Here is a 26,186-nt window from a genome sequence, read left to right as displayed (position 1 = left end):
GACGATGCCCGAGCTCCCCGAGGTCCAGGCCCACGCCGAACGGCTGACCGACAGCTTCGCCGACGCCGTCCTCTCACGCTTCGAGCCGTTGTCGTTCACGGTCCTGCGCACCTACGCCCCGGATCCGAAGGACGCGGTCGGCCGACCGCTCCAGGAGGTCGGCCGGCGGGGCAAGCTCCTCCTCCTCCGCTTCGCCCCGCTCACGTTCGTCGTCCACCCGATGCAGGGCGGCCGCCTGAAGCCCGACCCCAAGCAGTCCGCCAAGCCGCGGGGCGGCATCGCCCGCTGGCGGTTCGAGGACGGCGGTGCCCTGCTGCTCACCGAGCCCGGCACCGAGCGCAAGGCCGGCGTCTGGGTCCTCGACGGCGACCCGCTCGTCCAGGAGCCGCTCGCCGACCTCGGCCCCGAGGCCGACACGATCACCCGCGACGACCTCGCGACCCGGCTCGCCGCCACCTCGATGCGCGTCCACGGCTTCCTGCGCGACCAGCAGCAGCTCGCCGGCGTCGGTCGCCGCCTCGCCAACGAGGTCCTCCACCGCGCCCAGCTGTCCCCGTTCGCGACCACGTCGAAGCTCGACGGCGACGAGGTCGACCGGCTCCACGCCGCCCTGGGCGCGCTGATCGCCGAGTCGCTCGAGTTCGAGCGAGCCCAGAGCGAGATGGTGAAGTCAGCGGACCGTCCCGGCGCCGTGCACAACCGGGTCGGCCAGCCGTGCCCGGTCTGCGACGACGCGATCCGCGCCGTCGAGTACCGGGCCTACACCGTGGCCTACTGCCCGACGTGCCAGACCGGCGGCAAGGTCCTCGCCGACAACACGACGAGCAAGTTCCTCAAGTAGGGGCTCAGACCAGACCGAGCTCGGCGACGGTGTCGCGCTCCTCCTGGAGCTCGGCCACGGTGGCGTCGATGCGACCCTGGGAGAACTCGTCGATCTCGAGGCCCTGGACGATCGAGTACTCGCCCCCCGAGCAGGTGACCGGGAACGACGAGATGATCCCCTCGGGCACGCCGTAGGAGCCGTCCGACGGGATGGCCATCGAGACCCAGTCGCCGTCGGGGGTGCCGAGCGCCCAGTCGCGCATGTGGTCGATCGCCGCGTTCGCAGCCGACGCCGCGCTCGACAGGCCACGGGCCTCGATGATCGCCGCACCCCGCTGCTGCACGGTCGGGATGAACTCGCTCTCGAGCCAACCCTGGTCGTTCACCAGCTCGGCGGCGCTCCGGCCCCCGACCTCGGCGTGGAAGATGTCGGGGTACTGGGTCGCCGAGTGGTTGCCCCAGATCGTCATCTTGGTGACGTCGTTGACGGAGGTCCCCGTCTTCTGGGCCAGCTGGGCCTTGGCCCGGTTGTGGTCGAGCCGGGTCATCGCCGTGAAGCGGTCGTTCGGGACGTCGGGGGCGTTGCTCATGGCGATGAGCGCGTTGGTGTTCGCAGGGTTGCCGACGACGAGCACCTTGACGTCCGACGCCGCGCTCGACGACAGGGCGCGGCCCTGCACCGTGAAGATCGCGCCGTTGGCCTCGAGGAGGTCCTTGCGCTCCATGCCCTTCGACCGGGGGCGTGAGCCGACGAGCAGCGCGTAGTTCACGTCACCGAACGCGACCTCGGGATCGTCGGTCTGCACGATCTCGGTGAGCAGCGGGAAGGCGCAGTCCTCGAGCTCCATCGCGACGCCCTTCAGCGCGTCGAGCGCCGGCGTGATCTCGAGGAGCTGGAGGGCGACGGGCTGGTCCTCGCCGAGCATCTGGCCGCTCGCGATGCGGAACAGCAGGCTGTAGCCGATCTGGCCGGCGGCTCCGGTGACGGCGACGCGAACGGGATCCTTCATCGATCGACTCCTCGAGGCGGGGTGGGAGGTACCCGCCGAATCTAACGGAGCGATCCGCCGCCCTCGGAAATCCGTTGGCGTCGGACAAACGGAACTGTACCGTTCAGTTTCGTTCTGACTCCGACGCCTCCGGGAGGGTCCCGTGACCACATCGCCGACGACATCGCCGACACCACCTGACGAGCACGCTCACGAGGGCCACCCCCAGCGTTGGACGATCCTCGCGATCCTCGTCCTCAGCCTGGTGGTCGTCGTCGCCGGCAACACGTCGCTCAACGTCGCCATCCCCACGCTGGTGCGCGAGCTCGGGGCGACCAACACACAGCTGCAGTGGATGGTCGACTCCTACGCCCTCGTCTTCGCCGGCTTCCTCCTGCCCGCCGGCGCGCTCGGCGACCGGTTCGGGCGCAAGGGGGCCCTGCAGTTCGGCCTCGGGGTGTTCGCCCTGGCCGCGATCCTCTCGACGATGGCCGACTCCCCCAGCCAGCTGATCGCCACCCGGGCCCTCGGCGGCTTCGGCGCCGCGTTCATCATGCCGGCCACCCTGTCGATCCTCGCCGCCTCGTTCCCCCCGCACGAGCGGGGCCGGGCCATCGCGGTGTGGGCCGGCTTCGCCGGTGCCGGCGGAGCCATCGGCAACATCGTCTCGGGCTACCTGCTCGAGCACTTCTGGTGGGGTTCGGTCTTCTTCGTCAACGTGCCGATCGTCCTGCTCGCGATCGTCCTCGGCATGGCGATCGTGCCGACGTCGAAGGACGCCACGGAGACACCGCTCGACCCGTGGGGCTCGCTGCTGTCCACCGCGGGCCTCGCCGCCCTGCTCTTCGGCATCATCGAGGGCCCCGAGCGGGGCTGGACCGACCCGATCACCCTCGCCGCCTTCGCCGTGGGCGTGGTCGCCCTCGCGTCGTTCATCACGTGGGAGCGGCGCACCGACCACCCGATGCTGCCGATCCGGTTCTTCGCCGACCGGCGCTTCTCGGTCGGCGCCGGCGTGATCCTCCTCGTGTTCATGGCCATGTTCGGCCTGTTCTTCATCTCGACGCAGTACCTGCAGTTCGTGAAGCAGTACTCGCCGTTCGAGGCCGGCCTCGCCATCCTCCCGTCGGCGCTGACGATGGTGACGGTGGCCCCACGCAGCGACGGGCTGGTCCAGCGCTACGGCATCCGCACCACGATCGCGTCGGGCCTCACGCTGGTGGCGATCGGCCTCGGGTCGATCGCCCTGCTCGACGCCACGAGCCCCTACGCCCAGTACGCCGTGTCGCTCGTCATCATGTCGGCGGGCATGGCCACGACGATGGCCCCCGCCACCGCGGCGATCATGTCGTCGCTGCCGCTCGACAAGGCGGGCGTCGGCTCGGCGGTCAACGACACCACCCGTGAGGTCGGCGGGGCCCTCGGCATCGCCGTCATCGGCTCGATCCTCAACGTCGTCTACCGGGCCCGGGTGACCGACTCGATCGAGGCGGTCGACGCGCTCCCTGCCGGCCTCGCCGAGGGGGCCCGCGAATCGGTCGGCGCCGCGCTCGCCGTCGCACGTGACCTGCCGGGCGCCGCCGGTGACGCCCTGAGGCAGGCGGCCGAGACCGCGTTCACCGACGCCATGGGCCTCGCCGCCCTCACGGGCGCGGGCATCGTGGTCGGCGCCGTCGTGCTCGTGCTGCGCGCCCTGCCCCGCTCCGGCGCCTACGAGCCGGACCCGCGTGACCCCGTCGAGGCGACGGTCGACGGCATGCCGGTCGACGCCGGCGCCGGGGAGGACGTGCCGTGAGCCCGGCCGACGCCCAGCCCTCGCCGAGCGCGACCCACGAGGAGTGCCGGGTGTTCGAGTGCCCCGAGGGCACCGATCCCCGCATCGCCCGGTCCCGCGCTGCGGTCCTCGGCGCCACCGTCGACCTGCTCCTCGAGGGCGGCATCCACGACGTCAGCGTCGACGCCATCGCCGAACGTGCAGGCGTGTCGAAGGCGACCATCTACCGCCACTGGGAGACACGCCAGGCGATCATCATCGAGGCTCTCGACCACATGAAGGCCCGCCACGAGGTGCCCGACACCGGTTTGCTGCGCGACGACCTCGTCGCCATGCTCGGGCAGCTCGTCGCCCACGTGGCGTCGCCTGCGGCGTCGGTGTTCGCGTCGCTCGTCGGCGCGGCCGAGCACGATCCCGAGCTGGCCGACATGCGCCAGGCGTTCGCCCGGGCGCGCAGCGAGCCCATGCGGGGGCTCATCGTCCGCGGGATCGAGCGCGGCGAGCTGCCCGCCGACGTCGACGTCGAGGTGCTCCTCGCGAGCCTCGTCGGGCCGATCTTCTACCTGCGGCTCGCCCGGGGCGAGGCGGTGCCCGGGCACTGGCCGGCCGACATCGTCGACGCCGTGCTCACCGCCCACGGCTCGGCGCCGAGCGACTAGGCCGCCGAGCCCCGGCGGGTGTTGCCGATCCAGCTCTCGTAGAGGCCGGCGTACACGCCGCCCTGGGCCACGAGCTCGTCGTGGTGGCCCCGCTCGATCAGGTGGCCCCGGTCGAACACGAGGACGAGGTCGGCCGCCTCGGCGGTCGACAGCCGGTGGGCGATGCTCACCGTCGTCCGCCCCTCGGCCAGCGTGACGAGAGCGCCGGCCAGGGCGCGCTCGGTCTCGGGGTCGACCGAGCTGGTGGCCTCGTCGAGGATGAGCAGCCCGGGGTCGGCGAGCTGGGCGCGGGCGAGGGCGACGAGCTGGCGTTCACCGACCGAGAGCGAGTCGCCCCGCTCCCCTGCCGACGTGTCGAGCCCGTCGGGCAGCGTGGCGAGCCACCAGTCGAGGCCGAGGCGGGTGAAGGCGTCGGCCACCTCGGCGTCGGTCGCGTCCTCCCGCCCGTAGCGGACGTTCTCCCGGATCGTCGTGTCGAACAGGAACCCGTCCTGGGGCACCATGCGCACCGCCCGGCGCCGCGACGCCGGCGCGACCTCGCGGAGGTCGACGCCCCCGATCTCGATGCGACCGCCGGTGGGGTCGGCCAGGCGGGCGAGCAGCTTGGCGAAGGTGGTCTTGCCCGACCCGGTCTCGCCCACGATGGCCACGTTCGTGCCGGCGGGGATCTCCACGTCGATGCCGTGCAGCACGCGCCCGCCGGTGCGGTAGGCGAACTCCAGCCCGACGGTCCGCACCGCCAGCGCCCCGGCGGCGACCTCGATGCCGGGCTCGGGCTCGACGATCTCGACCGGGGTGTCGAGCACGTCGAGCACCTTCCGCCACCCGGCGAGCGCGGTCTGGGTCTGGTCGAGGATCTCGCCGAGCTCGCCGATCGGGTTGAGCATGAGGTTGACGAGGAAGAGCGACGCGACGAGCGCACCGGTGTCGAGGCCCCACGAGTCGGCGTTCCAGGCGCCGACGACGGCCACGGCCGACAGGGCGACGGCCCCGAAGACGTCGCCGGTCGGGAAGATCAGCGCGAAGTACTTGGCCGCCATCATCCGGGCCCGGTACGTCAGGTCGATCGCCCGGTGGAGACGCTCGCGGGACCGGCCCTCCAAGCCGTAGGCCCGCACGACCGCGGCACCCATGATCGACTCCGAGATCTCGGTGAGCATCTCCGAGACGCGGGTCCGCAGCAGGTCGTAGGCCGACAGCTGGCGGCGCTGCAGGCGCACGAGGATCGGCACCATCGGGACGAACACCGCGAGCACGAGCAGCGCCAGCTGCCACGAGTAGATCGCCAGGACGACGAACGTGCCGACGAGCACCGTCGAGTTCACGACCCACGAGATCGCGCCCCACTGGGCGAACCGGGCGATCGTCTCGATGTCGGAGGTCACGCGGGCGACGAGGATGCCCCGCTTGGTGTCGTTGTGGTCGGCGACCGACAGCTCGTGGATGTGGGCGAAGGTGCGGACCCGCAGGTTCCGCAGCATCCGCTCCGCCGCGTTGATGAGCCGCAGGTAGGTGCCACGGCTCGCGAACCACACGGCGACGATGACCACGAGCGCCAGGCCGCAGGCCGCCCACACGAAGCCGGGCCGGTAGCCCTCGTCACCGAGGATGCCCCGGTCGAGGATCTGCTGGACGAGGATCGGGATGGTGAGGCGACCGACCGCGGCGGCGATCGCCATGGCGATCGTGAACCACACGCCGACCTTGAGCTCGGGGCTGGCCGCGAGGCCGCGCCGCAGGATCGAGATGGCGCCGTCGGGCCCGAGGTCGCGTGCGTCGCCCTCCTCGAGCAGCGCGGCGGTGGGGTCGGTCTCGACGTGGTCGTCGCGGCGGTCCTCGTCGGCGCTGAGTCGCTCGGTCTGCTCGCCGGGGGTCACTCCATCACCTCGTCCTCGTAGGCCCGCACCAACCGCTCGTAGTCGGGGTGGGAGAGCAGCTCCTCGTGGGTGCCGACGGCGACCACCCGACCGCCGTCGAGGTGCACGACCCGGTCGGCGAGCTCGATGGTGGAGAGGCGGTGGGCGACGATCAGCGTCGTCGTGCCGAGCGCGGTGCGCAGGCCGTCGAGGATGCGGGCCTCGATGACGGGATCGACGGCGGACGTGGCGTCATCGAGGACGAGGAACCGGGGTCGCCGCACGAGGGCCCGAGCGAGGGCGACCCGCTGGCGCTGGCCGCCGGAGAGGCTGACGCCCCGCTCGCCCATCACCGTGTCGAGGCCGTCGGGCAGCTCGGACACGAAGCGGTCGGCCTGGGCGATCCGCAGGGCCTCCACCACCGCCTCCTCCGAGGCACCGGTGGACAGGGCGACGTTGGAGCGCACGCTGTCGGCGAAGAGGAACGACTCCTGGAAGACGATGGCCGTGCGAGCCCGCAGCAGATCGGGGTCGACGTCGCGGGCGTCCACGCCACCGACTCGCACCGCACCCGACGTCGGCTCGACCAGGTGGACGAGCACCTGGCACAGCGTGCTCTTGCCCGAGCCGGTCGGCCCGACCAGCGCCACGACCTCGCCTGCCGCCATCTCGAACGTCACGTCGTCGAGGACGGGCTGGGACGTGGCCGGGTAGGTGAACGCCACGTGCTCGGCGGCGACGGGCAGGGGCGCGTCGTCGATGACGGCGCCGCCGGCGTGGGCCGCTCCCGTCGCTGCGACGAGGCCGGGCCGCACGTCGAGGACCTTCTGGATGCGCTCGGCCGACACGACCGACCGGGGCACCTCCTCGAGGAAGAAGCCCACCACCCGCATGGGGAAGGCGAGGATGCCGAACAGGGCGGTGGCGGTGACGAGGTCGCCGGTGGAGACCGCGCCCTCCGACAGCCGCCAGGCGCCGACGAGTATGAGCGCGACCGTGCCGATGTTGGGGAGGGCATCCATCGTCGGTTCGAACGCGGCCCGGAGGCGCCCGACCTGGAGGCGGGACGCGAGGAGCCGATCGGAGGCGTCCGCCATGCGCGCCACCTCGGCGTCCTCCCGCCCGAGGGTCTTGACGACGAGCGCCCCGTCGAAGCTCTCGTGCGCCACGTTGGCGACCTCGCCGACATGGTGCTGCACCATCGCCGCCGGCACCTCGACCCGGGCCGTGTAGAGCTTGTTGACCACGGCGAGGAGGGGGAAGACCAGCACGCCGACGGCCATGACGATCGGATCGACGAGGGCCAGGGCGATCACCGAGAAGAGGATGAGCGTGATGATCCCGGTGCTGAACGGCAGCGGGAACATGGCGTCGGTCGTCGCCTCCACGTCGGCGTCGGCGTGGGCGAGCAGCTCTCCCGTGGGGGCGCTCAGGTGGTACGAGAGCGGCACGTCGAGGTACGTGTCGGTGACGTCTCTGCGCAGGGATGCGGCGGTTCGGTTCGCCGCCATGGCGCCGAAGTAGCGGCGGAAGACGACCCCGACCGCGCGCACGAGCGTGAGCCCGATGATCGCGGCCGCGGCTCCGACCGCCGTCGCCAGCTCGAGCTCGCCCGCCTCGATCGCCGGGACGATGACGTCGTCGGTCACCCAGCCGAGCACGGCGGTGCCGCCGACGAGCGCCCCGGAGAAGACCGCAGCACCGATGACCGCGATCGCGAAGGGTCCCGGGTGCATCCGGATGTAGCCGGACAGCACGCGAGCGCCGCGACGGAGCACGGACCGGGTGGGGACGAGAGGCGTGTCGGGCGCGGTGGCGGTCAACTCGGTGCTGGTTTCCGTGGAGGGCCGGGGCGTCCCCCGCCGTCGGGCGCCCGCCGGGGACTCGACCCGGATGCTAACGACGCGTCGACGCGATGAGGACGGAGATAACGGCGTACGGGCCGCCCCCCGGAGGGGACGGCCCGCACGTCCGACAGAAGGAGCCGGGGGCTCAGAGCTGCAGCGACTTCACCTCGAGGAACTCCTCGAAGCCGAAGGAGCCGAGCTCGCGGCCGATTCCCGACTGCTTGTAACCGCCGAAGGGTGCGACAGCGTTGAAGCTGCCGCCGTTCACGTCGACCTGACCCGTGCGCATGCGCCGAGCGACGGCCTTGGCCCGCTCGGGGTCGGCCGACCACACGCCGCCCGCCAGGCCGTAGATCGTGTCGTTGGCGATGCGGACGGCGTCGTCCTCGTCCTCGTAGCCGATGATCGACAGGACCGGCCCGAAGATCTCCTCCTGGGCGATCGTCATGTCGTTGGTGACGTTCGCGAACACCGTCGGCTGCACGAAGTAGCCCTTGTCGAGGCCCTCGGGCTGGTCGGGGCCACCGGTGACGAGGGTGGCGCCCTCCTCGATGCCCTTGCGGATGTAGTCGCGGACCCGGTCCTGCTGGGCCTTGGACACGAGCGGGCCGAGCATCGACGCCTCGGAGTCGGCGGCACCGAGCGGGAAGCCGGCGGCGGCCTGGGCCGCGATCTGGGCGGCCTCGTCCATGCGGTCCTTCGGGACGAGCATGCGGGTGTGGGCGGTGCAGGTCTGGCCCGAGTTGAGGTAGCAGGCGAACACGCCCTTCGGGATGACCTCGGCGAAGTCGGCGTCGTCGAGGATGATGTTGGCCGACTTGCCGCCGAGCTCGAGGTGGATCTTCTTCACGGTCTCGGCGCCGACCTGCATGACGCGCTTGCCGGCGCGGGTCGAGCCGGTGAACGACACCATGTCGACGTCGGGGTGGGCGGCGATGGCCTCGCCGACGACGGGGCCCGTGCCGGTGACGAGGTTGAACACGCCGGCGGGGAGGCCGATGTCCTCGAAGATCTGGGCGAGGACGAAGGCGTTGAGCGGGGCGACCTCGCTCGGCTTCAGCACGACCGTGTTGCCGGCGGCGAGCGCAGGGGCGACCTTGGCCATGATCTGGTGGAGCGGGTAGTTCCACGGCGTGATGCACCCGACGACGCCGATCGGCTCGCGGACGACGAGGGAGTTGCCGATCTGCTCCTCCCAGGCGAAGTTCTTGGCGGTCTCGATGACCGACGCCGTGGTGGCGGCGGGGAGGCCGGCCTGGATCATCTTGGCGAAATTGATCGGCATGCCGACCTCGCCGGCGATGATCGTGGCGATCTCCTCGTTGCGGGCGTTGAGCTCCTCGGCGAGGCGCTGCACGTACTTGAGGCGCTCGTCGACCGGCTGGGTCGACCACGACTCGAAGGCCCGCTTGGCGGCGGCGACGGCCTTGTCGACGTCCCCCGCGGTCCCCTCGGGGATGTGGCCCATGACCTCTTCGGTCGAGGCGTTGACCACCTCGATGGTCCCGGTGCCCTCCGACGGCACCCACGCGCCGTCGATGAAGATCTTGTCCTGGTCGCGCACTGCTGCCCCCTGGGTGACGGTCGTTCGGTGGAGCCAACCTAGCGGTTCGGGCGTCGGTGTGGCCTGCGGCACCGTACGCCGTACGGACGGGACGTGCCCAGTCCGCGCCCTGGTCACTTGTCTTCGACTTGTCCTATCCTGCCCAGGTCCCCCGCATCCCGATCCACGAGGCGAAGAGAACAGACATGTCGAAGATCAAGGTCGCGAACCCGATCGTCGAGCTCGACGGCGACGAGATGACCCGGATCATCTGGCAGATGATCCGTGAGGAGCTCATCCTCCCCTACCTCGACGTCGACCTGAAGTACTACGACCTCGGCATCGAGGAGCGGGACCGCACCGACGACCAGATCACGATCGACGCCGCCAACGCCATCAAGCAGCACGGCGTCGGCGTGAAGTGCGCCACGATCACCCCCGACGAGGCCCGGGTCGAGGAGTTCGGCCTGAAGCAGATGTGGCGGTCGCCGAACGGCACGATCCGCAACATCCTCGGCGGCGTCGTGTTCCGCGAGCCGATCATCATGTCGAACATCCCCCGCTACGTCCCGGGGTGGACGAAGCCGATCGTCATCGGTCGTCACGCCTTCGGCGACCAGTACCGGGCCACCGACTTCAAGGTGCCCGGCCCCGGCACCCTCACCGTCACCTTCACCCCGTCCGACGGCGGCGAGCCGATCGAGCACGAGGTGTTCCAGTTCCCCGGCGGCGGCGTCGCCATGACGATGTACAACCTCGACGAGTCGATCCGGGACTTCGCCCGGGCCTCGTTCCGCTACGGCCTCGACCGGGACTACCCGGTGTACATGTCGACCAAGAACACGATCCTCAAGGCCTACGACGGGCGCTTCAAGGACCTGTTCCAGGAGGTCTTCGACGCCGAGTTCAAGGCCGAGTTCGACGCCAAGGGTCTCACCTACGAGCACCGGCTCATCGACGACATGGTCGCGGCCTCCATGAAGTGGGAGGGCGGCTACGTCTGGGCGTGCAAGAACTACGACGGCGACGTGCAGTCCGACACCGTCGCCCAGGGCTTCGGGTCGCTGGGCCTGATGACCTCGGTCCTCATGACCCCCGACGGCCAGACCGTCGAGGCCGAGGCGGCCCACGGCACCGTGACCCGCCACTACCGGGAGCACCAGAAGGGCAACCCGACCTCGACCAACCCGATCGCCTCGATCTTCGCCTGGACCCGGGGCCTCGCCCACCGCGGCAAGGTCGACGGCACGCCCGAGGTGACGCAGTTCGCCGAGACCCTCGAGCGGGTCATCGTCGAGACCGTCGAGGGCGGCAAGATGACGAAGGACCTCGCGCTGCTGGTCGGCCCCGATCAGGAGTGGCAGACCACCGAGGAGTTCATGGCCACCATCGACCAGAACCTCCAGGCGGCGATGTCCAAGGGGTGAGCCCTGAGGGGCGGTCCCGCTGCCGCCCCCACCGCCGCCTCCGCGCGACTGGCTCCTGCTCGCCTCCGGATCTGGAGACGGACAGGAGCCGGTTCGCGTGTCAGGGCGGGTCGGCCCCGGTGACCTCGGCGACGAGATCGACGAGTGGACGATCGCCGTCGACGTGGAGCACCGGACAGGGCAGCTCCGCCAGCCAGGCCTCGTGGAGGGCGCGGTTGCGGCCGGCGAAGGACGGATCGTCGTAGCCGGCGGCCCACGCGAGGAACCCCTCGGTGGATTCGTGGAGATCGCCACCCTCGTCGATGCGAGCGCCGTACCGCTGCCGTTCGCGCCGGCGCAGCCGGGCGAGCCGGACCGACGGGTCGAGGGTGACGAACACAGCGAGATCGATGTGGGGGATCAGTGACTCACCCCATCCCACGATCGACCCGGTGAGGACCCAGGCGGGCCGGGCGACGAAGATCTCCTCCATCAACCGCAGGCGGGCCGCAGGCTCCCTCTGCCGCGTGTACGGCGGATCGGTCGGCTCCCAGAAGTAGTCGTCGACATCGGCGTGGGGCACCGACCACCGGTCGGCGATCGCGCGCCCGAGCGTGGTCGTGCCCGCGCCGCTCGCTCCGAGGATGTGCAGGCGCCGAGGGTTCACGTGCCTAGGGCCGGGCGAGACCGAGGTTGGCGGCGATCTCCCTCGTCGCGGTGGAGCGGTTGAGGGTGTAGAAGTGCAGCCCGGGCACGCCCTCGTCGAGGAGCGTGCGGCACAGCTCGGTGGCGACCTCGACGCCGATGCGCCGGACCTCAACGGCGTCGTCGGCCACGCTCTCCAGCCGTGCGGCCAGATCGGCCGGGAAGGCGGCGCCGGACAGCTCGGCGAAGCGCTGGACCTGGCGGGCGTTGGTCACCGGCATGATCCCGGGGATGACCGGGGTGTCGCAGCCCCGCTCGACGAGGCCGTCGCGCATGCGCAGGTAGTCCTCGGCCCGGAAGAAGAACTGGGTGACGCCGAAGTCGGCTGCGGTCAGCTTGGCGGCGAGGTGGCGGAGATCGCTGTCCCGGTCCGGCGAGCGCGGGTGACCCTCGGGGTGGGCGGCGACGCCGACGCTGAAGTCGCCGGCCTCACGGACGAGCTCGACCAGCTCGAGGGCGTAGGCGAAGTCGCCCTCGGCGGGCTCGCCGTCGGTGGGCGGGTCGCCGGCGAGGGCGAGGATGTTGCTGACGCCGCCCTGCTCGTACTCCTCGAGGAGCTCGGTGATCTCGTGGCGGCGGTGGCCGACGCAGGTGAGGTGGGCCATCGCGGTGAGGGAGGTGTCCCGCTCGATGCCGATGACGATGTCGCGGGTGCGCTCCCTCGTCGAGCCGCCGGCGCCGTAGGTGACGGAGACGAACGAGGGGCTGAGGTGCTCGAGCTCCTTGATCGTCAGCTGGAGCTGGCGCTCGGCCTCGTCCGTCTTCGGCGGGAAGAACTCGAACGAGACGGAGGGGCCTGCGGCGAGCAGGTCACGGATGAGCGCCATGGCGGGAGAGGTTAGGTCGTGGGGTTCGGTGCCTCGGCCGGCCCGGAGGTCCGCGTCGGCTCGACAACGTCGGACGTGCGGACACTCCGCACGGCGTCTGGCAGCCTCACTCGAGGACGGCCTGGAGCTCCCGCACCACGACCGGCCTCGCCGTCGTCGCGGTCAGCGGCGGGTTCACGGCGACCTCCGGCCCGCCGTCGATGCGGTACGCCACGGCGATCGTCACCGTCGCGTCCGTTGCGTACCCACGGTCCGGATCGCTCGGGGTCGTCGAGCGGTCGGTGTAGTTGTGCCGCACGGTCGAGGCTGCGGGTGGCGCGGCACCGAGGTCGCCCGAGGCGGTCGTGCCGTCGCCGAAGTCCCACGTGACGGTCTCGAGGTCGAGGAACACCTCGATGGTCTCGCCGAAGGGCGAGATGGGCGGCACGGCGATCCGCTGGCCGTCCCAGCCGTCGACCCAGAACGAGGCGGGGACGCCGGTCACCGCGAACTCGGCCGGTGCCACGCCGATCGAGAGCTGCGGCCCGAGCACCGTCTCGACGTAGCGCTGGGCCTCGCCCCGCACCACGTCGTCGAGGTCCACCACCTGGTCCGGCGTCACCCACAGCGGCCGGATCATCGCCGAGCCGCACATGAGCCAGTAGGGAACGGCATCGACCGAGGGTGGCTCGCCCAGAATCTCGTATGCCTCCGCCGCGGTCGGGATCTCGACCAGCGTGTAGGTGCAGGAGGGAGCGTTCCCCGAACCACCCCGGTGTCCGACCCGCGGCGCCAGTCGCTCGCCTTGGCGCACGATCAGCTCGATCGTGACGGCTTGACCGTCAGACGAAACAGGCGACTCGTTCTGGTCTCGTCCATAGCCACCTGCGAGTCCAGGAGTCACAAGGGTCAGAGCGAGTCCGAGCCCCAGAGGAGCGGCTACTCGCCGCCGAAGATGTCCACGACGAGCCACGCGTCACCCACCTTCCTCATCGCAAAGAACTGCTCGTTCGTCGTGTTGGGATCACTTTCGAGTGGTTGTCCGGTGACTGCGTCGTGGAGAACCAGGTGATTCGTGTAGGCGTCGAGAACCACCACCTCTCCCTCTGCGGTCTCGGTGATCGCATAGTCATGGCCCACACTCCCGAGAACCATCTGTCCGGCCGACGAGAGGCGCTCGACCTCGGAGGCGACGAGATCGAGGGCTTCATCGGCGTAGGCGAGGTGGAGGAACGACGTGTCACCGCGTTCGACGGCGTCGAGGTAGATGTCCCAGGAGAACAGGTAGGCCTGCTCGACCTGCTCCTCGGGGGTGAGGCTCGGGTCGGCGAGCAGTGGCTCGAACTCCGGCGCCGGCGCGGTGGTCGTGGTGGAGGTGCTCGTCGTCGAGGTCGAGCTCGTCGACGAGGGCACGGTGGCCCGCGCCGCATCGCCACCGTCGTCATCGCCACCGCACGCCGCCGCGAGCACGAGCGCGCCCGCCACGAGACAGCCGCCGAGGATCCTTCCGCCGATCCGCACGGCGCCGACCCTAGAGCGCTTGGACCCTCAGATCAAGAGCACGTCAAAGTGCACGAAACGTCAGCACGCCGGAGTTGTCGAGGCAACGCGGACCAGTGGCCGTCAGCCCCGACCCACGGCCCGGCGTTCGGCGGCCTCGACGCAGTTCGAGAGCAGCATCGCCCGGGTCATCGGGCCGACCCCTCCCATGCGGGGCGACAGCCACGACGCCACCTCGGCCACGTCGTCGGCCACGTCTGACAGCAGCTTCCGCCCCTGGAACGACACACCAGCGGCCACGACGACGGCGCCCGGCCGCACCATGTCGGCGGTCACGAGACCCGGCGACCCGGCGGCCGCCACGAGGACGTCGGCCTCCCGGGTGTAGCTGCCGATGTCGTCGACCCCCGTGTGCACGACGGTGACCGCAGCGTTCAGGCCCGGCTCCTTCAGCGTGAGCAGGTTGGCGAGCGGCCGACCGATCGTCAGCCCCCTCCCCACCACGACGACGTGCGCCCCCTTCAGGTCGATGTCGTAGGCGCGCAGCAGCTCGACGATCCCGACAGGCGTGCACGGCCGCGGCCCCACGGTCCCCATCACGAGCTTCCCGAGGTTGACCGGGTGCAGGCCGTCGACGTCCTTCGCCGGATCCATGCGCAGCAGCGCCGCCTCGAAGTCGAGCCCGGCAGGGAACGGGTACTGCATGAGGTAGGCGTCGACCTCGGGGTTCTCGTTGAACGCGTCGACCGCCGCCTCCACCTCGTGCTGGGTCGAGTCCGCAGGCAGGTGGCGGTGGAACGACTCCATGCCGATCGCCTCGCAGTCCCGGTGCTTCATCGCCACGTAGTTGGCCGACGGCCCGTCGTCGCCGACGAGGATCGTGCCGAGGCCCGGCGTCACGCCCTGATCCCGCAGGACGGCGATCCGGCGGGCCAGGTCGTCCTTGATCCGTGCGGCGACGACCTCGCCGTCGAGCACCTGTGCGGTCATCGGGCCTCCTCCTCGGGGCGGGCGGTCTCCTCGGGGCGGGCGATCACCGCTGCTCCCGTACGACGATCGTGCGAGCCGCCTTGTCGTGCAGCGTCTGGCGCCGAGGGTCGACGAAGATCATCACCACGGTGACGATGAAGGGGATGACGAGGATGTAGGAGAAGGTGACCAGCCAGCGGAGGAACGCGGCCCCAGGCGACGGGTACCGCCCCTCGTCGGCGTCGACGACCTTCAGGCCCACGAGCATCTTCCCGGGCGTGGCGCCCCGCTGGACGAGGAACCCGACGAAGTAGGCGAGCTGGACCACGAGGGTGATCAGAAGCGCCGGCCCGTGGAACTCCCACTCGTAGGTGACCTCGCCCCCGAAGGTCGAGATCTCTGTGACCTCGATCGCCGGGCCGAAGAGGGCACCGGTGACGATGCTCGTCGGGATGCCGACGATGAGGCTGTCGAGGAAGTTCGCCCCGAGCCGCGCCCAGGGGCTGGCGAGCGGACGACCGGCCGCGCCGGGCGGGCCGGCGACGCCGGACGGCGACCACGCCGGGCCCGTCGGCGGCGGGCCGGCGACGAACGGATCGGAGCCCGACGGGTCGACGAACGACACGCCGCTGCCGTCGGAGACGTGCTCGGTCCAGCCGTCACCGTCGTGGTACCGCTGGGTGAAGCGGCGGAAGGGGTCGTCGTACCAGCCTGGATCCATGTCGCTCCGCGCTCGCTAGTGGAGGAAGTGGCGCTCGCCGGTGAACACCATGGCGAGGCCCAGCTCGTTGGCCCGGGCGATCACATCGTCGTCGCGCATGGCGCCACCCGGTTGGATGACCACGGCCGAGCCAGCCGCGGCCGGGGCGTCCATGCCGTCGGGGAAGGGGTAGAACGCGTCGCTGGCGCAGGCGCCGCCGGCGGCACGTCCGTCGGCCTTCTTCACCGCGATCTCGCCGGACTCGACCCGGTTCTGCTGGCCGGCGCCGATGCCCCACGCCACCCGGTCCTTCACGAGCACGATGGCGTTCGACTTCACGTGGCCGCACACCCGCCACGCCAGCTCGGCGTCGGCCCACTGCTCGTCGGTGGGCTCCGCCGTGGTGACGACCTGCCAGTCGGCACGGTGGCGGGCGAAGTGGTGCGCGTCCTGGACGAGCCACCCACCGGAGATCTGCCGCAGCTCGAGCGGGTCGCCCGTCGGCGCCGGCGCGGTGAGCAGCCGGGTGTTCTTCCGCTTCTTCTGGAGCGCCTCGATCACCCCGTCGTCGTAGCCCGGGGCGATGACCACGTCGGCCTGCGCGGCGGCGACCATGGCCTCGACGGTGTCCGCGTCGACGACCTGGTTGAGGGCGACGATGCCGCCGAACGCCGAGCGCTCGTCGCAGGCGAAGGCCTTGGCGTAGGCGTCGGCCAGCGTGTCCCCGAGGGCCACGCCGCAAGGGTTGGCGTGCTTGATGATCGCCACCGCGGGCCCGGCGCCGAGGTCGTGCACCAGGTTCCACGCCGCGGCCGCGTCGTAGAGGTTGAGGTACGACAGCGGCAGTCCCCCGTGCTGCTCGACCGCGTCCCACCAGCTCTCGGTGCCGACCGTCCGGTAGCGGGCGCCCACCTGGTGGGGGTTCTCGCCGTAGCGCAGGTCCTGCACCCGCTCGAGCGCGAGGTGCACCGTCGACGGCAGCGACGGCGGGTCGCCGGCGTCGGCCGCCAGACGAGCGTCGGTCTCGTCGAACCAGGTGACGATCGCCGCGTCGTAGGCCGCGGTGTGGGCGAAGGCGTCGCGGGCCAGGCGCCGGCGGGTGGCGACCGACAGGTGACCGTGGTCGCGCAGCTCGGCGAGCACGATCCCGTAGTCCTCGGGGTTCACGACCACGCCGACGTGGGCGTGGTTCTTCGCCGCCGCCCGCACCATGGCCGGGCCGCCGATGTCGATGAGCGCGATCGAGGGGTCGGAGCGGAACGGGTACAGGTTGGAGACGAGGAGCCCGAACGGCGCGATCCCGTTGGCCTCGAGGTCGGCGCGGTGCTCGGGCAGGTCGAGGTCGGCCAGCAGGCCGCCGTGGATCTTCGGGTGCAGGGTCTTCACCCGGTCCGACAGCATCTCCGGCGAACCGGTGACCTCCTCCACCGTCGTGACGGCGATCCCCGCGTCGTCGAGGGCGCGCGCGGTGCCCCCGCTCGACACGATCTCCCACCCGAGGGCGACGAGGCCCTTCGCCAGGTCGACCACACCGGTCTTGTCGTAGACGGAGATCAGCGCACGGGGTGCGGTCATGGCAGGGTCCCTTCGATGAACCGGCGGATGGTGGCGGGGTAGATCCGCCGTTCGACCTCTTTGATGCGCTCGTGGAGCGAGTCCTCGGTGTCGTCGGGCTCCACGACGACGGCCTCCTGGGAGAGGATCGGGCCCTCGTCCATCACCTCGGTGGCGATGTGGACGGTGCACCCGGTGACCTTCACGCGGGCCGCCAGCGCCTCGCGCACCGCGTGCCAGCCCTTGAACGACGGCAGCAGGGCGGGGTGGGTGTTGAGGAGCCGGCCCGGGAACTCGGCGGCGGCCTTCGGCATCACGGTGCCGAACCCGGCCATCACGACGAGCTCGACGTCGCGGGCCCGCAGCTCGGCGACGACCCGGTCGGTGTAGCCGTCACGGTCGAAGTCGGCGCCGAAGCTGTCGCGGGCGACGACGACGGCCTCCACACCGGCCGACTCGGCCACCTCGACCGCCCGGCAGGGACGGTCCGTGATGACGACCTCGACGGGGATGCCGTCAGCGAGGATGGCCTCGAGCAACGTCCCGCTTCCCGATGCCAGCACCCCGATGCGCACGTGGGCTGACGGTAGCAGTCGCCCGCAGTCAGCCCGTCGGGCGCGGGATCACAGATCGCGCACAGCCGGGCACGTAGGGTCGCGTTGCACTGAACGCATCGCTGACCGCACCTCGTGGTCTAGCGTGACCCGCGACACGACGTCGCATCATCCCTGGAGGCACGGGTGGACCTGAACAAGCTCACGACCAGCGACAAGGTGATCGCGGGGTCGGCCATCGCACTGCTGATCTTCTCTTTCCTGCCGTGGTTCAAGGTCGACTTCGGCCCGTTCGGCGGGGACGTGACCGTCAACGGCTGGGAGTGGTTCTTCTGGGGGATCCTCCCGGTGATCCTTGGCATCGTGATGCTGGCGCAGGTGGCCGTCTCGGCGTTCTCGCCGGACACCAAGCTCCCCGACCTGCCCGTCACCTGGGGCCAGGTGCACCTCGGCGCCGGTGCGCTCGCCGCCATCCTCGTCGTCCTGAAGCTCCTCATCGGCCAGACGGGCTGGGACCGGGCGTTCGGCCTCTTCCTCGCCGCGATCGCCGCCGTCGGCCTGGCCGTCGGTGGGTTCCTGAAGTTCCAGGAGGAGAAGTCGGGCACGTCGACCGCTCCCCCGAGCGCCTTCTGATCGACTGACGTCGCAGGACACGACGGGCCCCGCTCTCCGGAGCGGGGCCCGTCCGCGTCCGAGCTCAGAACGCCTCGGGCCGGGAGGGGGTCTCCTCGCCCGACGCCACGGCCGGCGCCACCGCCCGCTCGATCGCCTGCGACCCGGCCACGAGGCCGGCGGCGATGAGCACGAGCAGGACCCCGGCACCGGTCGGGTCGTCGACGAGGTCGGCCAGGAGGGCCACGATGCCGGCGACGGCCAGGCCCGTCCCGATCCACGTCGAGCCGCGGCGGCGTCCGGAGCCGCCGACGACGGCGATCACGCCGCCCACGGCGATGACGAGGACCGCACTGGCGGCGATCGAGTCGACCCCGGACGTCACGCTCGACACCCCGACGAACCCGAGCACGACGCCGACGGCGATGAACGGGGTGGCCAGGACCCGCCAGCCACGCCGGTCGAGCACCGCCGCGACGCACACGACGACGAGGGCGACGACGAGCGTCGACTCGCCCTGGCCGATCGGGTTCACGGGCGCGTCCCAGTAGCCGGTGCCCCCCATCCCGTACACCTCGACCGAGCGGAACGCGTCGTTCGTCGGTGCCGTCGCGCCCGTGAACGCCGCCCACGCCGCGAGCAGCGCACCGGCGACGAGCACCGGCGCACCCCGCAGGCCGGGGGCGAGGAACATGGCCAGCCACGCGCCTCCGGCCAGCAGTGCGGGGAGGATGATCGCCATGCGGCCGTCGAGCTCCGGGGCCAGGTTGCCGGCCAGGACCAGCGGCGCCACGACCCCACCGGCCAGGGCGGCCGGCCGCGTCCACGCCGGACCGGCCAGCGCGAGCGCGTAGGCGGCGAGGAGGACGAGCACCGCGACGAGGTTGGACGGCGTGCGCCCGTCGGTCTCCGAGATCGTGACGAACGCACCGAGGACCCCGAGCACGCCGCCCGCCGCCGCGACCGCGACGCCGACGCTGCCCTCGGGTCGGGCGCGCATCAGCCGCTCGGCCAGCTCCACCCGGCCGGGTGTCGCCGCCGGGGAGGTCGACACGCCGGGAGCACCGCCGGCTCCGCTCACCTGGTCCGTCCACGCCGTGCCGTCCCACCAGCGCTGCTGCGCCGGGTCCGAGGGGTCCGGATACCAGCCCGCGCCCGGTCGGTCGCTCATCGCCACGCCTCCATGTCTCGCCGTCGGGGTGCGGCCAGGGTAGGCCCGGGCGCGACTCCGCCCGGCGACCGTGTGGCCACCGGGCGGAGTCGACGTGCAGGAGCGGGTCGCAGCGCGACCCGATGCGGCTACTTCTTCAGGCCGTTGACGACCTCGACCATCAGCTGGCTGGCCTCGGTCGGGTTGTTGCCGACGTGCACGCCGGCGGCGCGCAGGGCGTCCATCTTGGCGGCGGCGGTGCCCTTGCCGCCGGAGACGATGGCGCCGGCGTGGCCCATCTTCTTGCCGGCCGGGGCGGTGACGCCGGCGATGTAGGAGACGACGGGCTTGCTCATCTCGTTGCTGATGAACTCGGCGGCCTCCTCCTCGGCCGACCCGCCGATCTCGCCGAACATCATCACGGCGTCGGTCTGGTCGTCGGCCTCGAACGCCTTCAGGCAGTCGATGAACGAGGTGCCGGGCACCGGGTCGCCGCCGATGCCGACGCAGGTCGACACCGCGATGTCGTTCAGCTTCAGCTCGTAGAGCGCCTGGTACGTGAGCGTGCCGGAGCGGCTGACGATGCCGACCGACGGCTCGCCCTCGACCGGCGGCTTGGCGATGTGGCCGGCGGTGATGCCGATGTTGCACTTGCCGGGGCTGATGATGCCGGGGCAGTTCGGGCCGAGCAGCTGCACGTCGGGGAAGTCCCGCTGCAGCTTGTTGAAGAACCAGGCCTCGTCCTGGGCGGGGACGCCCTCGGTGATGGCCACGATGAACTTCACGCCGCCCTCGGCGGCCTCGATGACGGCGTCCTTCACGCCCGGGGCGGGGATGAAGATGCACGACGCGGTGGCGCCGGTGGCCTCGACGGCATCGGCGACCGTGGCGTACACGGGGATGCCCTCGACGTCGGTGCCGGCCTTCTTCGGGTTGGTGCCGGCCACGACCTGCGTGCCGTACTCACGGTTCAGCAGGCCGTAGAAGCGGCCCTGGCTGCCGGTGAGGCCCTGGTAGACGACCTTGGTGTTCTCGTCGACGAAGATGCTCATGCTCTCGGTCGTCCCTTCTCAGTTCTTGGCCAGCGCGACGACGCGCTCGGCGGCGGCGACCATGGTCGGTTCCATCAGGAGCTTGTCGCTCAGGTGGGGCTCGAGGATCTCGCGGCCCTGCTCGGCGTTCGTGCCGTCGAGGCGGACGACGATCGGCACGTCGATCTGGACGCGACCCATGGCGGTGACGATGCCGTTGGCCACCTCCTCGCCCTTGGTGATGCCGCCGAAGATGTTGATGAAGATCGACCGCACGTTCGGGTCGTTGGTGATGACCTCGAGCGCCCCGGCCATCACGTCGGCGTTGGCGCCGCCGCCGATGTCGAGGAAGTTGGCGGGCTTGCCGCCGACCTGGTTGACGATGTCGACGGTGGACATCGCGAGGCCGGCGCCGTTGGCGATCACGCCGACCGAGCCCTCGAGGCCGACGTACTGGAGGCCCTTCTCGAACGCCTCGGTCTCGCGCTCGTCGCGGACCTGGGTGGCTTCGTACTGCTCGTAGTCCGGGTGGCGGAACACCGAGTTGGCGTCGAGGGTGACCTTGGCGTCGAGGGCATGGACACGACCGTCGGGGGTGAAGATCAGCGGGTTGATCTCGACGAGGTCGGCGTCGCCGTCGACGTAGGCCGTGTACAGCTTCTGGAGGATGTCGACCGCGCCCTCGGTGGCCTCGGGGTTGAGCTTGGCGGCGGCGACCCACTCCAGGGCCTGGGCCTCGGTGAGCCCGTCGACCGGGTCGACCCAGATCTTGGCGATGGCGTCGGGGTTGGACTCGGCGACGGCCTCGATCTCGACGCCGCCCTCGGCCGACAGCATGCCGAGGTGCTTCTTGGCCGAGCGGTCGAGCGTGAAGCTCGCGTAGTACTCCTCGGCGATGTCGGAGGCGGTCTCGATCCAGAGGATCTCGACGGTGTGGCCCTTGATGTCCATGCCGAGGATGTTCCCGGCGTGGGTGCGGACCTCGTCGGCGTCGTCGGCGAGCTTGATGCCGCCGGCCTTGCCGCGGCCGCCGACCTGCACCTGCGCCTTCACGACGACGGGGTAGCCGATGCGATCGGCGACGGCCACGGCGTCGTCCACCGTCGTCACCGCGTCACCCGCGGACACCGGGATGCCGAACGATGCGAAGAACTGCTTTCCCTGGTACTCGAAGAGATCCACTCGCTGCCTGCCTCCGGGGCGTTGGGGAGAACGCCGCGCCGGGCACCAGCGCGACTCGGGGCGATACTAGGTGGATGCCCGGTCACGGTCCCCAATCGCCCCGGCCGTTCGCGTCCCGTCGTGGAGCGGCGGCGTGAGCCCGGTCGAGCGGCGCACGTCGCGGGCGACGACCACCGCGATCGTCGTCGCACTCGCGGGTGTGGTCGCCGGGCTCGGTCTCGTGTGGTTCGTCGTGAGCCTCGCCGGTTCGGGCGGTGACAACGTCGAGATCCGGCTGGGCGACGACCGCTTCCCGGGTGGTCCGGCCGCCTCGCGGGCCGACACGATCGCCGACGGCGGGCCGATCCTCTTCGCGGACGTCGCCGGTGGGTCGCGCGACATCCTGCTCCACCACGTCGGCGAGGACGCCGAGTCGGGCTGGTACGCCGTCGGCGCCGCGCCGATCGGCAAGGAGCGCGACTGCGTGCTGCAGTGGCAGGCCGACGATGCGGAGTTCGAGGACTGCGACGGCGACCGGTTCGCCATCGACGACCCGGGTCTCGCCAGCTACCCGGTGACGGTGGAGGACGGCCAGCTGTTCGTGGACCTCAACGCCGAGTTCCGCGAGGAGGACGAGGCGCCGGCGGACGACTCGCCCACCGAGGAGCCCGCGGCCGACTCGGACTGACCGAACCGGCCGTCGGACCTCGGGCTCAGCGCCCGTCGGCGGCCGCGTCGGCCAGCAGGCCGTTCACGATCTCGTCGAGCATCGGCTGGCCCGGACCCTCGGGGACGTCCATCCCCGCCAGGCCCCGCAGCATGTCCATCGCGACGGCGACGTTGCCGCCGGTGATCGCCGGACCGTGCGCCGAGGCGATGGCGCGGATGTGGAGGTCGGCCACCCGGTCGACCGACCGCTGGTACCTGGCGTCGTCGACGACGGACAGCCACGGGCTGTTCATCAGCTGGAACATCGTGAAGCCGTCGCGCCAGTCGGCGGCGTCGAGCTCGTCGACGTTCGCCGTGCCGCGGGCGACCGGCGTGGCCCAGCAGTCGCTCGCCCAGTACACGCCGGTGCCGGTGTCGTAGAGGCCCCGGGTGGTCGGCGAGTCGTAGACCGGCGGGCGGATGGCGGCGTAGGTGCGGCCGTTGGCCTCGAACGTGCCGCCGTCGTCGATCCAGCGCAGGCGGAACGGCGGGATGGTCGGCATGTTCTCCATCCGCTCCCACTGGAACCACGAGGTGACGAGCGTGGCGTGCGGGCAGGCGGCCATCACGGCGTCGAGGTTGCCGTAGTGGTCGGCGTCGTCGTGGCTGAGGAAGACCCAGCGGACGTCCTCGGGGTCGACGAGCGAGAACAGGTCCTCGAGGTAGCGGTCCCGGTGGGTGGCGGCGCCGGTGTCGACGACGATCGGCTCGCGGCCACGGATGACCATGGAGTTGAGGTGCACGGCCATCGGGGCGACACCTTCGCCCTGGGTGGCCTGGATGACGAAGGTGTCGGGAGCGATCTCGACGGGGTGGTGGCGGGGCGGGTTCGTGTGCATGTCGGTGGTCCTCTCGGGTCGGGGTGTCAGGCGTGGTGGGCGGGTCGGAGGGCGTGGACGTCGAGGGTGACGACCATCTCGGGGTCGTCGAGCAGGTCGACCTCGACGACGGTGATGACGGGGGCGCCGCCGGACGCCGCGAGGTACTCGTCGAGCACCTCGCGGACCTCCACCAGAGCGCCGGGGTCGGTCGTACGTACACGGACCTCGGTGAGGTCGGCGGCGGTGAGGCCGGCGGCGTGGAGGGCACCGTCGACGTGGGTGACCGCCAGGGCGAGCTGCGCGGCCACGTCACCGGCGTGGAGCAGCCGGCCGAGGTCGTCGACCGGGGACTGCGGGGGGAGCTCGACGATCACTCGACCACGAGCTCGGCGAACATGCCGTGGGCGACGTGCGGCGGGCCGCCGTCGACCTGCGGGGGTGCGCCGCCCGACTGCGCGGCGGCCTCGAGGTAGACGGCGGGCTCGACGCCGCTCGGGATCATGCAGACGATGAGGTAGCGGCCCGGCTCGGAGAGGGTCCCGTCGCCGACCGCGGGGATGGCCTCGCCGCCGGGGGCGGCCAGCAGCACGGCGGCCGGCGGACCCGCGGTGAGCACCTCCTCGAGCGCGGCGGGGTCGTGGACGAGCTCCTCCGCGGAGCGCTGCTCGTCGTCGGGCAGGCGGACCGCGACCAGCTCGTGCAGCTCGCGCTGAGCCTCGTTGACGACGGTGAGGCGGGTGCCGGCGGGGACCGACGCGGGCAGGTCGGCGAACGCGAAGTCCTCCAGGACGACGGTCAGGGTCTCCGGCTCGGGTTGCTCGGCCGGCACGGGTTGTTCGGCCGGCGCGGCGGTGGTCTCCGGGGTCGGCGCGGCGCCGGCATCGGCATCGTCGTCGCCGCATGCGGTGCCGAGGAGGCCGAGCGCGGCGACGAGGGCGAGCGAGCCGAGGACCCGCGTGGTGGGTGAGGTGGTGTGCGTGGTGGTCATGGCGGCCACGATGCGGGGCGGCGCCGTGGCGGTCGATCCCGTGGGCGCGGGTTCCCCCGGCAGGGTCGGCCGGGGCCTCGCGACCCCCCAGACATTGGGGATTCCCAAGCCGACCGGTTGGGCGCACACTGACCGCCATGCCCACCAGTCGGCTCACCGCAGAGCGCGTCCGCGGCGACATCGACGTGCTGGCCCGTGCCGGCCTCGACGTCGACACGTTCCTCGTCGAGGCGATGTCGTCGCTCGGCCGTGCCATCCCGCACGCCGCGTCGTGCGTGCTGGTCGTCGATCCCGCCACCCAGATCTGCACCGCGACCTTCAAGTACGGCCAGCTGGAGGCGGACAACGAGCGCGACGCCGAGTGGGGCAAGATCGAGTACAGCGGCGGCGACGAGACGAGCTTCATCAACCTGTTCGACGCCGGCCTCGATGCCGTCGCCGTGAGCCACGCCACCGGCGGTGACATCGCCCGGTCGATCCGCATGCGCGAGTTCCTCACGCCGTTCTACGAGTTCCACGACGAGCTGCGCATCGTCGCCCGCACCGGCGGGCGTACGTGGGGCGGCATCTGCCTCCACCGCAGCGACGAGGCCCCCTACGAGCCGGAGGAGGTGGCGTTCGCGACCGCCATCTCACCGATGTTGGCGGTGGGGCTCCGGTCCGGCCTGCTGGCCCGCTGCGCGACGACGGTCACCGGCATCGACGCCGCCGGACCGGCGGTGATCATCGTCGACGAGCACGACGAGCTGTCACAGGTGAGCGTCGGCGCCGACGTCTGGCTCGACGAGCTGGCGGCGTGCGACAACAGCAGCAACCCGATCACGACGATCGTCGCCCTCGTGGCCGGCGCACGACGCTACGCCCGCCGGGAGACGACGATCCTGCCCCGCTGTCGGGTGCGCCTGCGGTCGGGTCGGTGGCTCGTGCTGCACGCCTCCCCGCTGGCCGGTCCCGGCGCCACCGGCGGCCAGGTGGTCGTGACGATGGAGGAGGCGCGACCGCCCGAGATCGTCCCGCTGGTCGTGTCGGCCTTCCAGCTGACCCCGCGCGAGCGCGACGTCGCCCAACTGGTGCTGCAAGGGGTGGAGACGAAGGACATCGCAGCCCAGCTCCACATGTCCGTCTACACGGTGCAGGACCACCTGAAGTCGGTGTTCGAGAAGTCCGGCGTGCGGAGCCGGCGGGAGCTGACGGCCCGGGTGTTCTTCGACCAGTACGTGCCCCGCATGGGCGCCGAGCTGGCGCCGAGCGGTTGGTTCGTCGACGAGCCCGTCGCCTGAGGGGCTACTCGGCCGACGGGAACGCGCAGAGCTCGTTGCCCGCCGGATCGGCGAGGACGTGCCAGGAGATGTCGCCGTCGGGCGCCCGCAGGACGGTGCAGCCGCGTGCGACGAGGGCCGGGACGTCGTCGCACACCAGGTCCCAGTGGATGCGGTTCTTGACCGTCTTCGGTTCGGGGACGGGCACGAGGTCCCACGAGTCGAACGGGAAGCCGTCGATGCCCTCCACCCACCAGAACCCGCGTCCGTCGTCGTTCACGGTCGCGCCGAGCACGTCGGCCCACCACGTCGCCTCGGCCTGAGAGGCCTGTGAGGAGGCGCAGTCGACGACCATGGCGTAGCGGCGGGCGGGGGCATCGGTGTCGATCTCGTCGCGCAGGAAAGCGCAGAGCTCGTTGCCCTCGGGGTCGGCCAGGAGGGTCCAGCGGATCCCGCCGTCGCCCTCGGGCCGCAGGACGGTGGCGCCGAGGTCGAGGAGCGGGTCGAGCGACGTCACGTCGACGTCGAGGTGGACCCGGTTCTTCGACGTCGTGGGCTCGGGCACGGCGTTGATCCAGATGGTCTCCTCCGGCCGGGCGCCCCGGAGCACCGCATCGCCGTCGTCGTCGACCGTGAGCTCGAGTCCGAGGGCGTCGGCCCAGAACCGACCGACGACGGCCGCGTCGGCGGCATCGATGCAGAGGTCCTTCCACCGGGCGAGCGCCATCGCCGCGCACGCTACCGACGCGGCCCGCGCCGCGCGCACCCGTTC

General features: G+C 71.5%; 26 protein-coding genes. 7 read left to right on the top strand and 19 right to left on the bottom strand.

Features of this window, described 5'->3' with window-relative positions:
- The first annotated feature begins 4 nt into the window (after positions 1-4).
- Complete coding sequence (locus tag GH723_RS01820; protein WP_153758047.1) at positions 5-841, top strand: DNA-formamidopyrimidine glycosylase family protein; 837 nt, start codon at positions 5-7, stop codon at positions 839-841.
- A 4-nt stretch (positions 842-845) separates the two neighbouring features.
- Here GH723_RS01820 and GH723_RS01815 read toward each other — a convergent pair whose 3' ends face one another.
- Positions 846-1,832, bottom strand: a complete 987-nt coding sequence (locus tag GH723_RS01815) for a malate dehydrogenase (protein WP_153758046.1) — start codon at positions 1,830-1,832, stop codon at positions 846-848.
- Between the two features lie 142 nt (positions 1,833-1,974).
- Here GH723_RS01815 and GH723_RS01810 point away from each other — a divergent pair, with 142 nt between their 5' ends.
- A complete protein-coding gene (locus tag GH723_RS01810; protein WP_153758045.1) occupies positions 1,975-3,606 on the top strand; it encodes a DHA2 family efflux MFS transporter permease subunit in 1,632 nt (543 codons plus the stop codon).
- Entirely contained in the window at positions 3,603-4,244 is a 642-nt protein-coding gene (locus GH723_RS01805; RefSeq protein ID WP_153758044.1) for a TetR/AcrR family transcriptional regulator, read from the top strand. The genes GH723_RS01810 and GH723_RS01805 overlap by 4 nt, the downstream gene beginning before the upstream one ends.
- Here the strand turns inward: GH723_RS01805 and GH723_RS01800 are convergent.
- From GH723_RS01800 to GH723_RS01790, 3 genes are all read right to left on the bottom strand, one after another.
- Entirely contained in the window at positions 4,241-6,121 is a 1,881-nt protein-coding gene (locus tag GH723_RS01800; protein ID WP_229022963.1) for an ABC transporter ATP-binding protein, read from the bottom strand. The genes GH723_RS01805 and GH723_RS01800 overlap by 4 nt on opposite strands.
- The gene (locus tag GH723_RS01795; RefSeq protein WP_153758043.1) at positions 6,118-7,923 is read right to left on the bottom strand and encodes an ABC transporter ATP-binding protein; all 1,806 of its coding nucleotides are present in this window, start codon (positions 7,921-7,923) and stop codon (positions 6,118-6,120) included. Before GH723_RS01795 ends, GH723_RS01800 begins: the two co-directional genes overlap by 4 nt.
- 169 nt (positions 7,924-8,092) lie before the next feature.
- Positions 8,093-9,511, bottom strand: a complete 1,419-nt coding sequence (locus GH723_RS01790) for an aldehyde dehydrogenase family protein (protein WP_153758042.1) — start codon at positions 9,509-9,511, stop codon at positions 8,093-8,095.
- A gap of 185 nt (positions 9,512-9,696) precedes the next feature.
- On the opposite strand from GH723_RS01790, the gene GH723_RS01785 reads away from it, so the two are divergent.
- Positions 9,697-10,917 carry an NADP-dependent isocitrate dehydrogenase gene (locus GH723_RS01785; RefSeq protein ID WP_153758041.1) on the top strand — a complete coding sequence of 407 codons (1,221 nt, stop codon included), beginning with the start codon at positions 9,697-9,699 and terminating at the stop codon, positions 10,915-10,917.
- 100 nt (positions 10,918-11,017) lie between these two features.
- Here the strand turns inward: GH723_RS01785 and GH723_RS01780 are convergent, their stop codons facing one another.
- The 8 genes from GH723_RS01780 to purN form a co-directional block, all read right to left on the bottom strand.
- A complete protein-coding gene (locus GH723_RS01780) occupies positions 11,018-11,563 on the bottom strand; it encodes a P-loop NTPase family protein (RefSeq protein ID WP_153758040.1) in 546 nt (181 codons plus the stop codon).
- 4 nt (positions 11,564-11,567) lie between these two features.
- Positions 11,568-12,428: a methylenetetrahydrofolate reductase [NAD(P)H] gene (metF, locus tag GH723_RS01775; RefSeq protein WP_195210458.1), complete on the bottom strand. Its 861-nt coding sequence runs from the start codon at positions 12,426-12,428 to the stop codon at positions 11,568-11,570.
- A 106-nt stretch (positions 12,429-12,534) separates the two neighbouring features.
- Positions 12,535-13,221 carry a hypothetical protein gene (locus GH723_RS01770; RefSeq protein WP_153758039.1) on the bottom strand — a complete coding sequence of 229 codons (687 nt, stop codon included), beginning with the start codon at positions 13,219-13,221 and terminating at the stop codon, positions 12,535-12,537.
- Positions 13,222-13,346: 125 nt separating this feature from the next.
- Positions 13,347-13,820, bottom strand: a complete 474-nt coding sequence (locus GH723_RS01765; protein WP_153758038.1) for a hypothetical protein — start codon at positions 13,818-13,820, stop codon at positions 13,347-13,349.
- 210 nt (positions 13,821-14,030) lie between these two features.
- Positions 14,031-14,897: a bifunctional 5,10-methylenetetrahydrofolate dehydrogenase/5,10-methenyltetrahydrofolate cyclohydrolase gene (locus GH723_RS01760; RefSeq protein WP_153758037.1), complete on the bottom strand. Its 867-nt coding sequence runs from the start codon at positions 14,895-14,897 to the stop codon at positions 14,031-14,033.
- A 43-nt stretch (positions 14,898-14,940) separates the two neighbouring features.
- A complete protein-coding gene (locus GH723_RS01755) occupies positions 14,941-15,597 on the bottom strand; it encodes an RDD family protein (RefSeq protein WP_153761029.1) in 657 nt (218 codons plus the stop codon).
- A gap of 15 nt (positions 15,598-15,612) precedes the next feature.
- Positions 15,613-17,151 carry a bifunctional phosphoribosylaminoimidazolecarboxamide formyltransferase/IMP cyclohydrolase gene (purH, locus tag GH723_RS01750; RefSeq protein WP_153758036.1) on the bottom strand — a complete coding sequence of 513 codons (1,539 nt, stop codon included), beginning with the start codon at positions 17,149-17,151 and terminating at the stop codon, positions 15,613-15,615.
- On the bottom strand, positions 17,148-17,705 hold the full coding sequence (purN, locus tag GH723_RS01745) for a phosphoribosylglycinamide formyltransferase (protein ID WP_153758035.1): 558 nt from the start codon (positions 17,703-17,705) through the stop codon (positions 17,148-17,150). Before purN ends, purH begins: the two co-directional genes overlap by 4 nt.
- Before the next feature lie 165 nt (positions 17,706-17,870).
- Here purN and GH723_RS01740 point away from each other — a divergent pair, with 165 nt between their 5' ends.
- Complete coding sequence (locus GH723_RS01740; RefSeq protein ID WP_153758034.1) at positions 17,871-18,317, top strand: hypothetical protein; 447 nt, start codon at positions 17,871-17,873, stop codon at positions 18,315-18,317.
- Between the two features lie 64 nt (positions 18,318-18,381).
- On the opposite strand, the gene GH723_RS18615 is transcribed toward GH723_RS01740, so the two are convergent.
- From GH723_RS18615 to sucC, 3 genes are all read right to left on the bottom strand, one after another.
- Complete coding sequence (locus GH723_RS18615) at positions 18,382-19,467, bottom strand: DUF2510 domain-containing protein (protein WP_229022962.1); 1,086 nt, start codon at positions 19,465-19,467, stop codon at positions 18,382-18,384.
- 128 nt (positions 19,468-19,595) lie between these two features.
- Positions 19,596-20,498 (bottom strand): succinate--CoA ligase subunit alpha, encoded by a 903-nt coding sequence (gene sucD / locus GH723_RS01730; protein WP_153758033.1) that lies wholly within the window; start codon positions 20,496-20,498, stop codon positions 19,596-19,598.
- An 18-nt stretch (positions 20,499-20,516) separates the two neighbouring features.
- Positions 20,517-21,659 (bottom strand): ADP-forming succinate--CoA ligase subunit beta, encoded by a 1,143-nt coding sequence (gene sucC, locus GH723_RS01725; protein ID WP_153758032.1) that lies wholly within the window; start codon positions 21,657-21,659, stop codon positions 20,517-20,519.
- A gap of 133 nt (positions 21,660-21,792) precedes the next feature.
- Between sucC and GH723_RS01720 the strand changes: the two genes are divergently transcribed.
- Positions 21,793-22,326, top strand: coding sequence for a hypothetical protein (locus tag GH723_RS01720; RefSeq protein WP_153758031.1), 534 nt, complete (start codon positions 21,793-21,795; stop codon positions 22,324-22,326).
- Positions 22,327-22,351: 25 nt separating this feature from the next.
- Here the strand turns inward: GH723_RS01720 and GH723_RS01715 are convergent, their stop codons facing one another.
- Genes GH723_RS01715 through GH723_RS18370 form a run of 3 tightly spaced genes read right to left on the bottom strand, consistent with a single transcriptional unit; the run spans position 22,352 to position 24,155 of the window.
- Positions 22,352-23,185: an oxygen-binding di-iron domain-containing protein gene (locus GH723_RS01715; RefSeq protein ID WP_153758030.1), complete on the bottom strand. Its 834-nt coding sequence runs from the start codon at positions 23,183-23,185 to the stop codon at positions 22,352-22,354.
- 26 nt (positions 23,186-23,211) lie between these two features.
- Positions 23,212-23,541, bottom strand: coding sequence for a Rid family hydrolase (locus tag GH723_RS01710; RefSeq protein ID WP_195210457.1), 330 nt, complete (start codon positions 23,539-23,541; stop codon positions 23,212-23,214).
- The gene (locus GH723_RS18370; protein WP_195210456.1) at positions 23,538-24,155 is read right to left on the bottom strand and encodes a hypothetical protein; all 618 of its coding nucleotides are present in this window, start codon (positions 24,153-24,155) and stop codon (positions 23,538-23,540) included. Before GH723_RS18370 ends, GH723_RS01710 begins: the two co-directional genes overlap by 4 nt.
- Positions 24,156-24,292: 137 nt before the next feature.
- On the opposite strand from GH723_RS18370, the gene GH723_RS01705 reads away from it, so the two are divergent.
- Complete coding sequence (locus GH723_RS01705) at positions 24,293-25,435, top strand: helix-turn-helix transcriptional regulator (protein ID WP_153758029.1); 1,143 nt, start codon at positions 24,293-24,295, stop codon at positions 25,433-25,435.
- A gap of 4 nt (positions 25,436-25,439) precedes the next feature.
- On the opposite strand, the gene GH723_RS01700 is transcribed toward GH723_RS01705, so the two are convergent.
- Positions 25,440-26,141 (bottom strand): VOC family protein, encoded by a 702-nt coding sequence (locus GH723_RS01700; protein WP_153758028.1) that lies wholly within the window; start codon positions 26,139-26,141, stop codon positions 25,440-25,442.
- Positions 26,142-26,186: the final 45 nt, after the last annotated feature.

The organism is Actinomarinicola tropica, assembly GCF_009650215.1.
GTDB lineage: Bacteria > Actinomycetota > Acidimicrobiia > Acidimicrobiales > SKKL01 > Actinomarinicola > Actinomarinicola tropica.
Note: the sequence above shows the minus strand (reverse complement) of the source record. Positions and strands in the feature narration are given on the sequence as shown.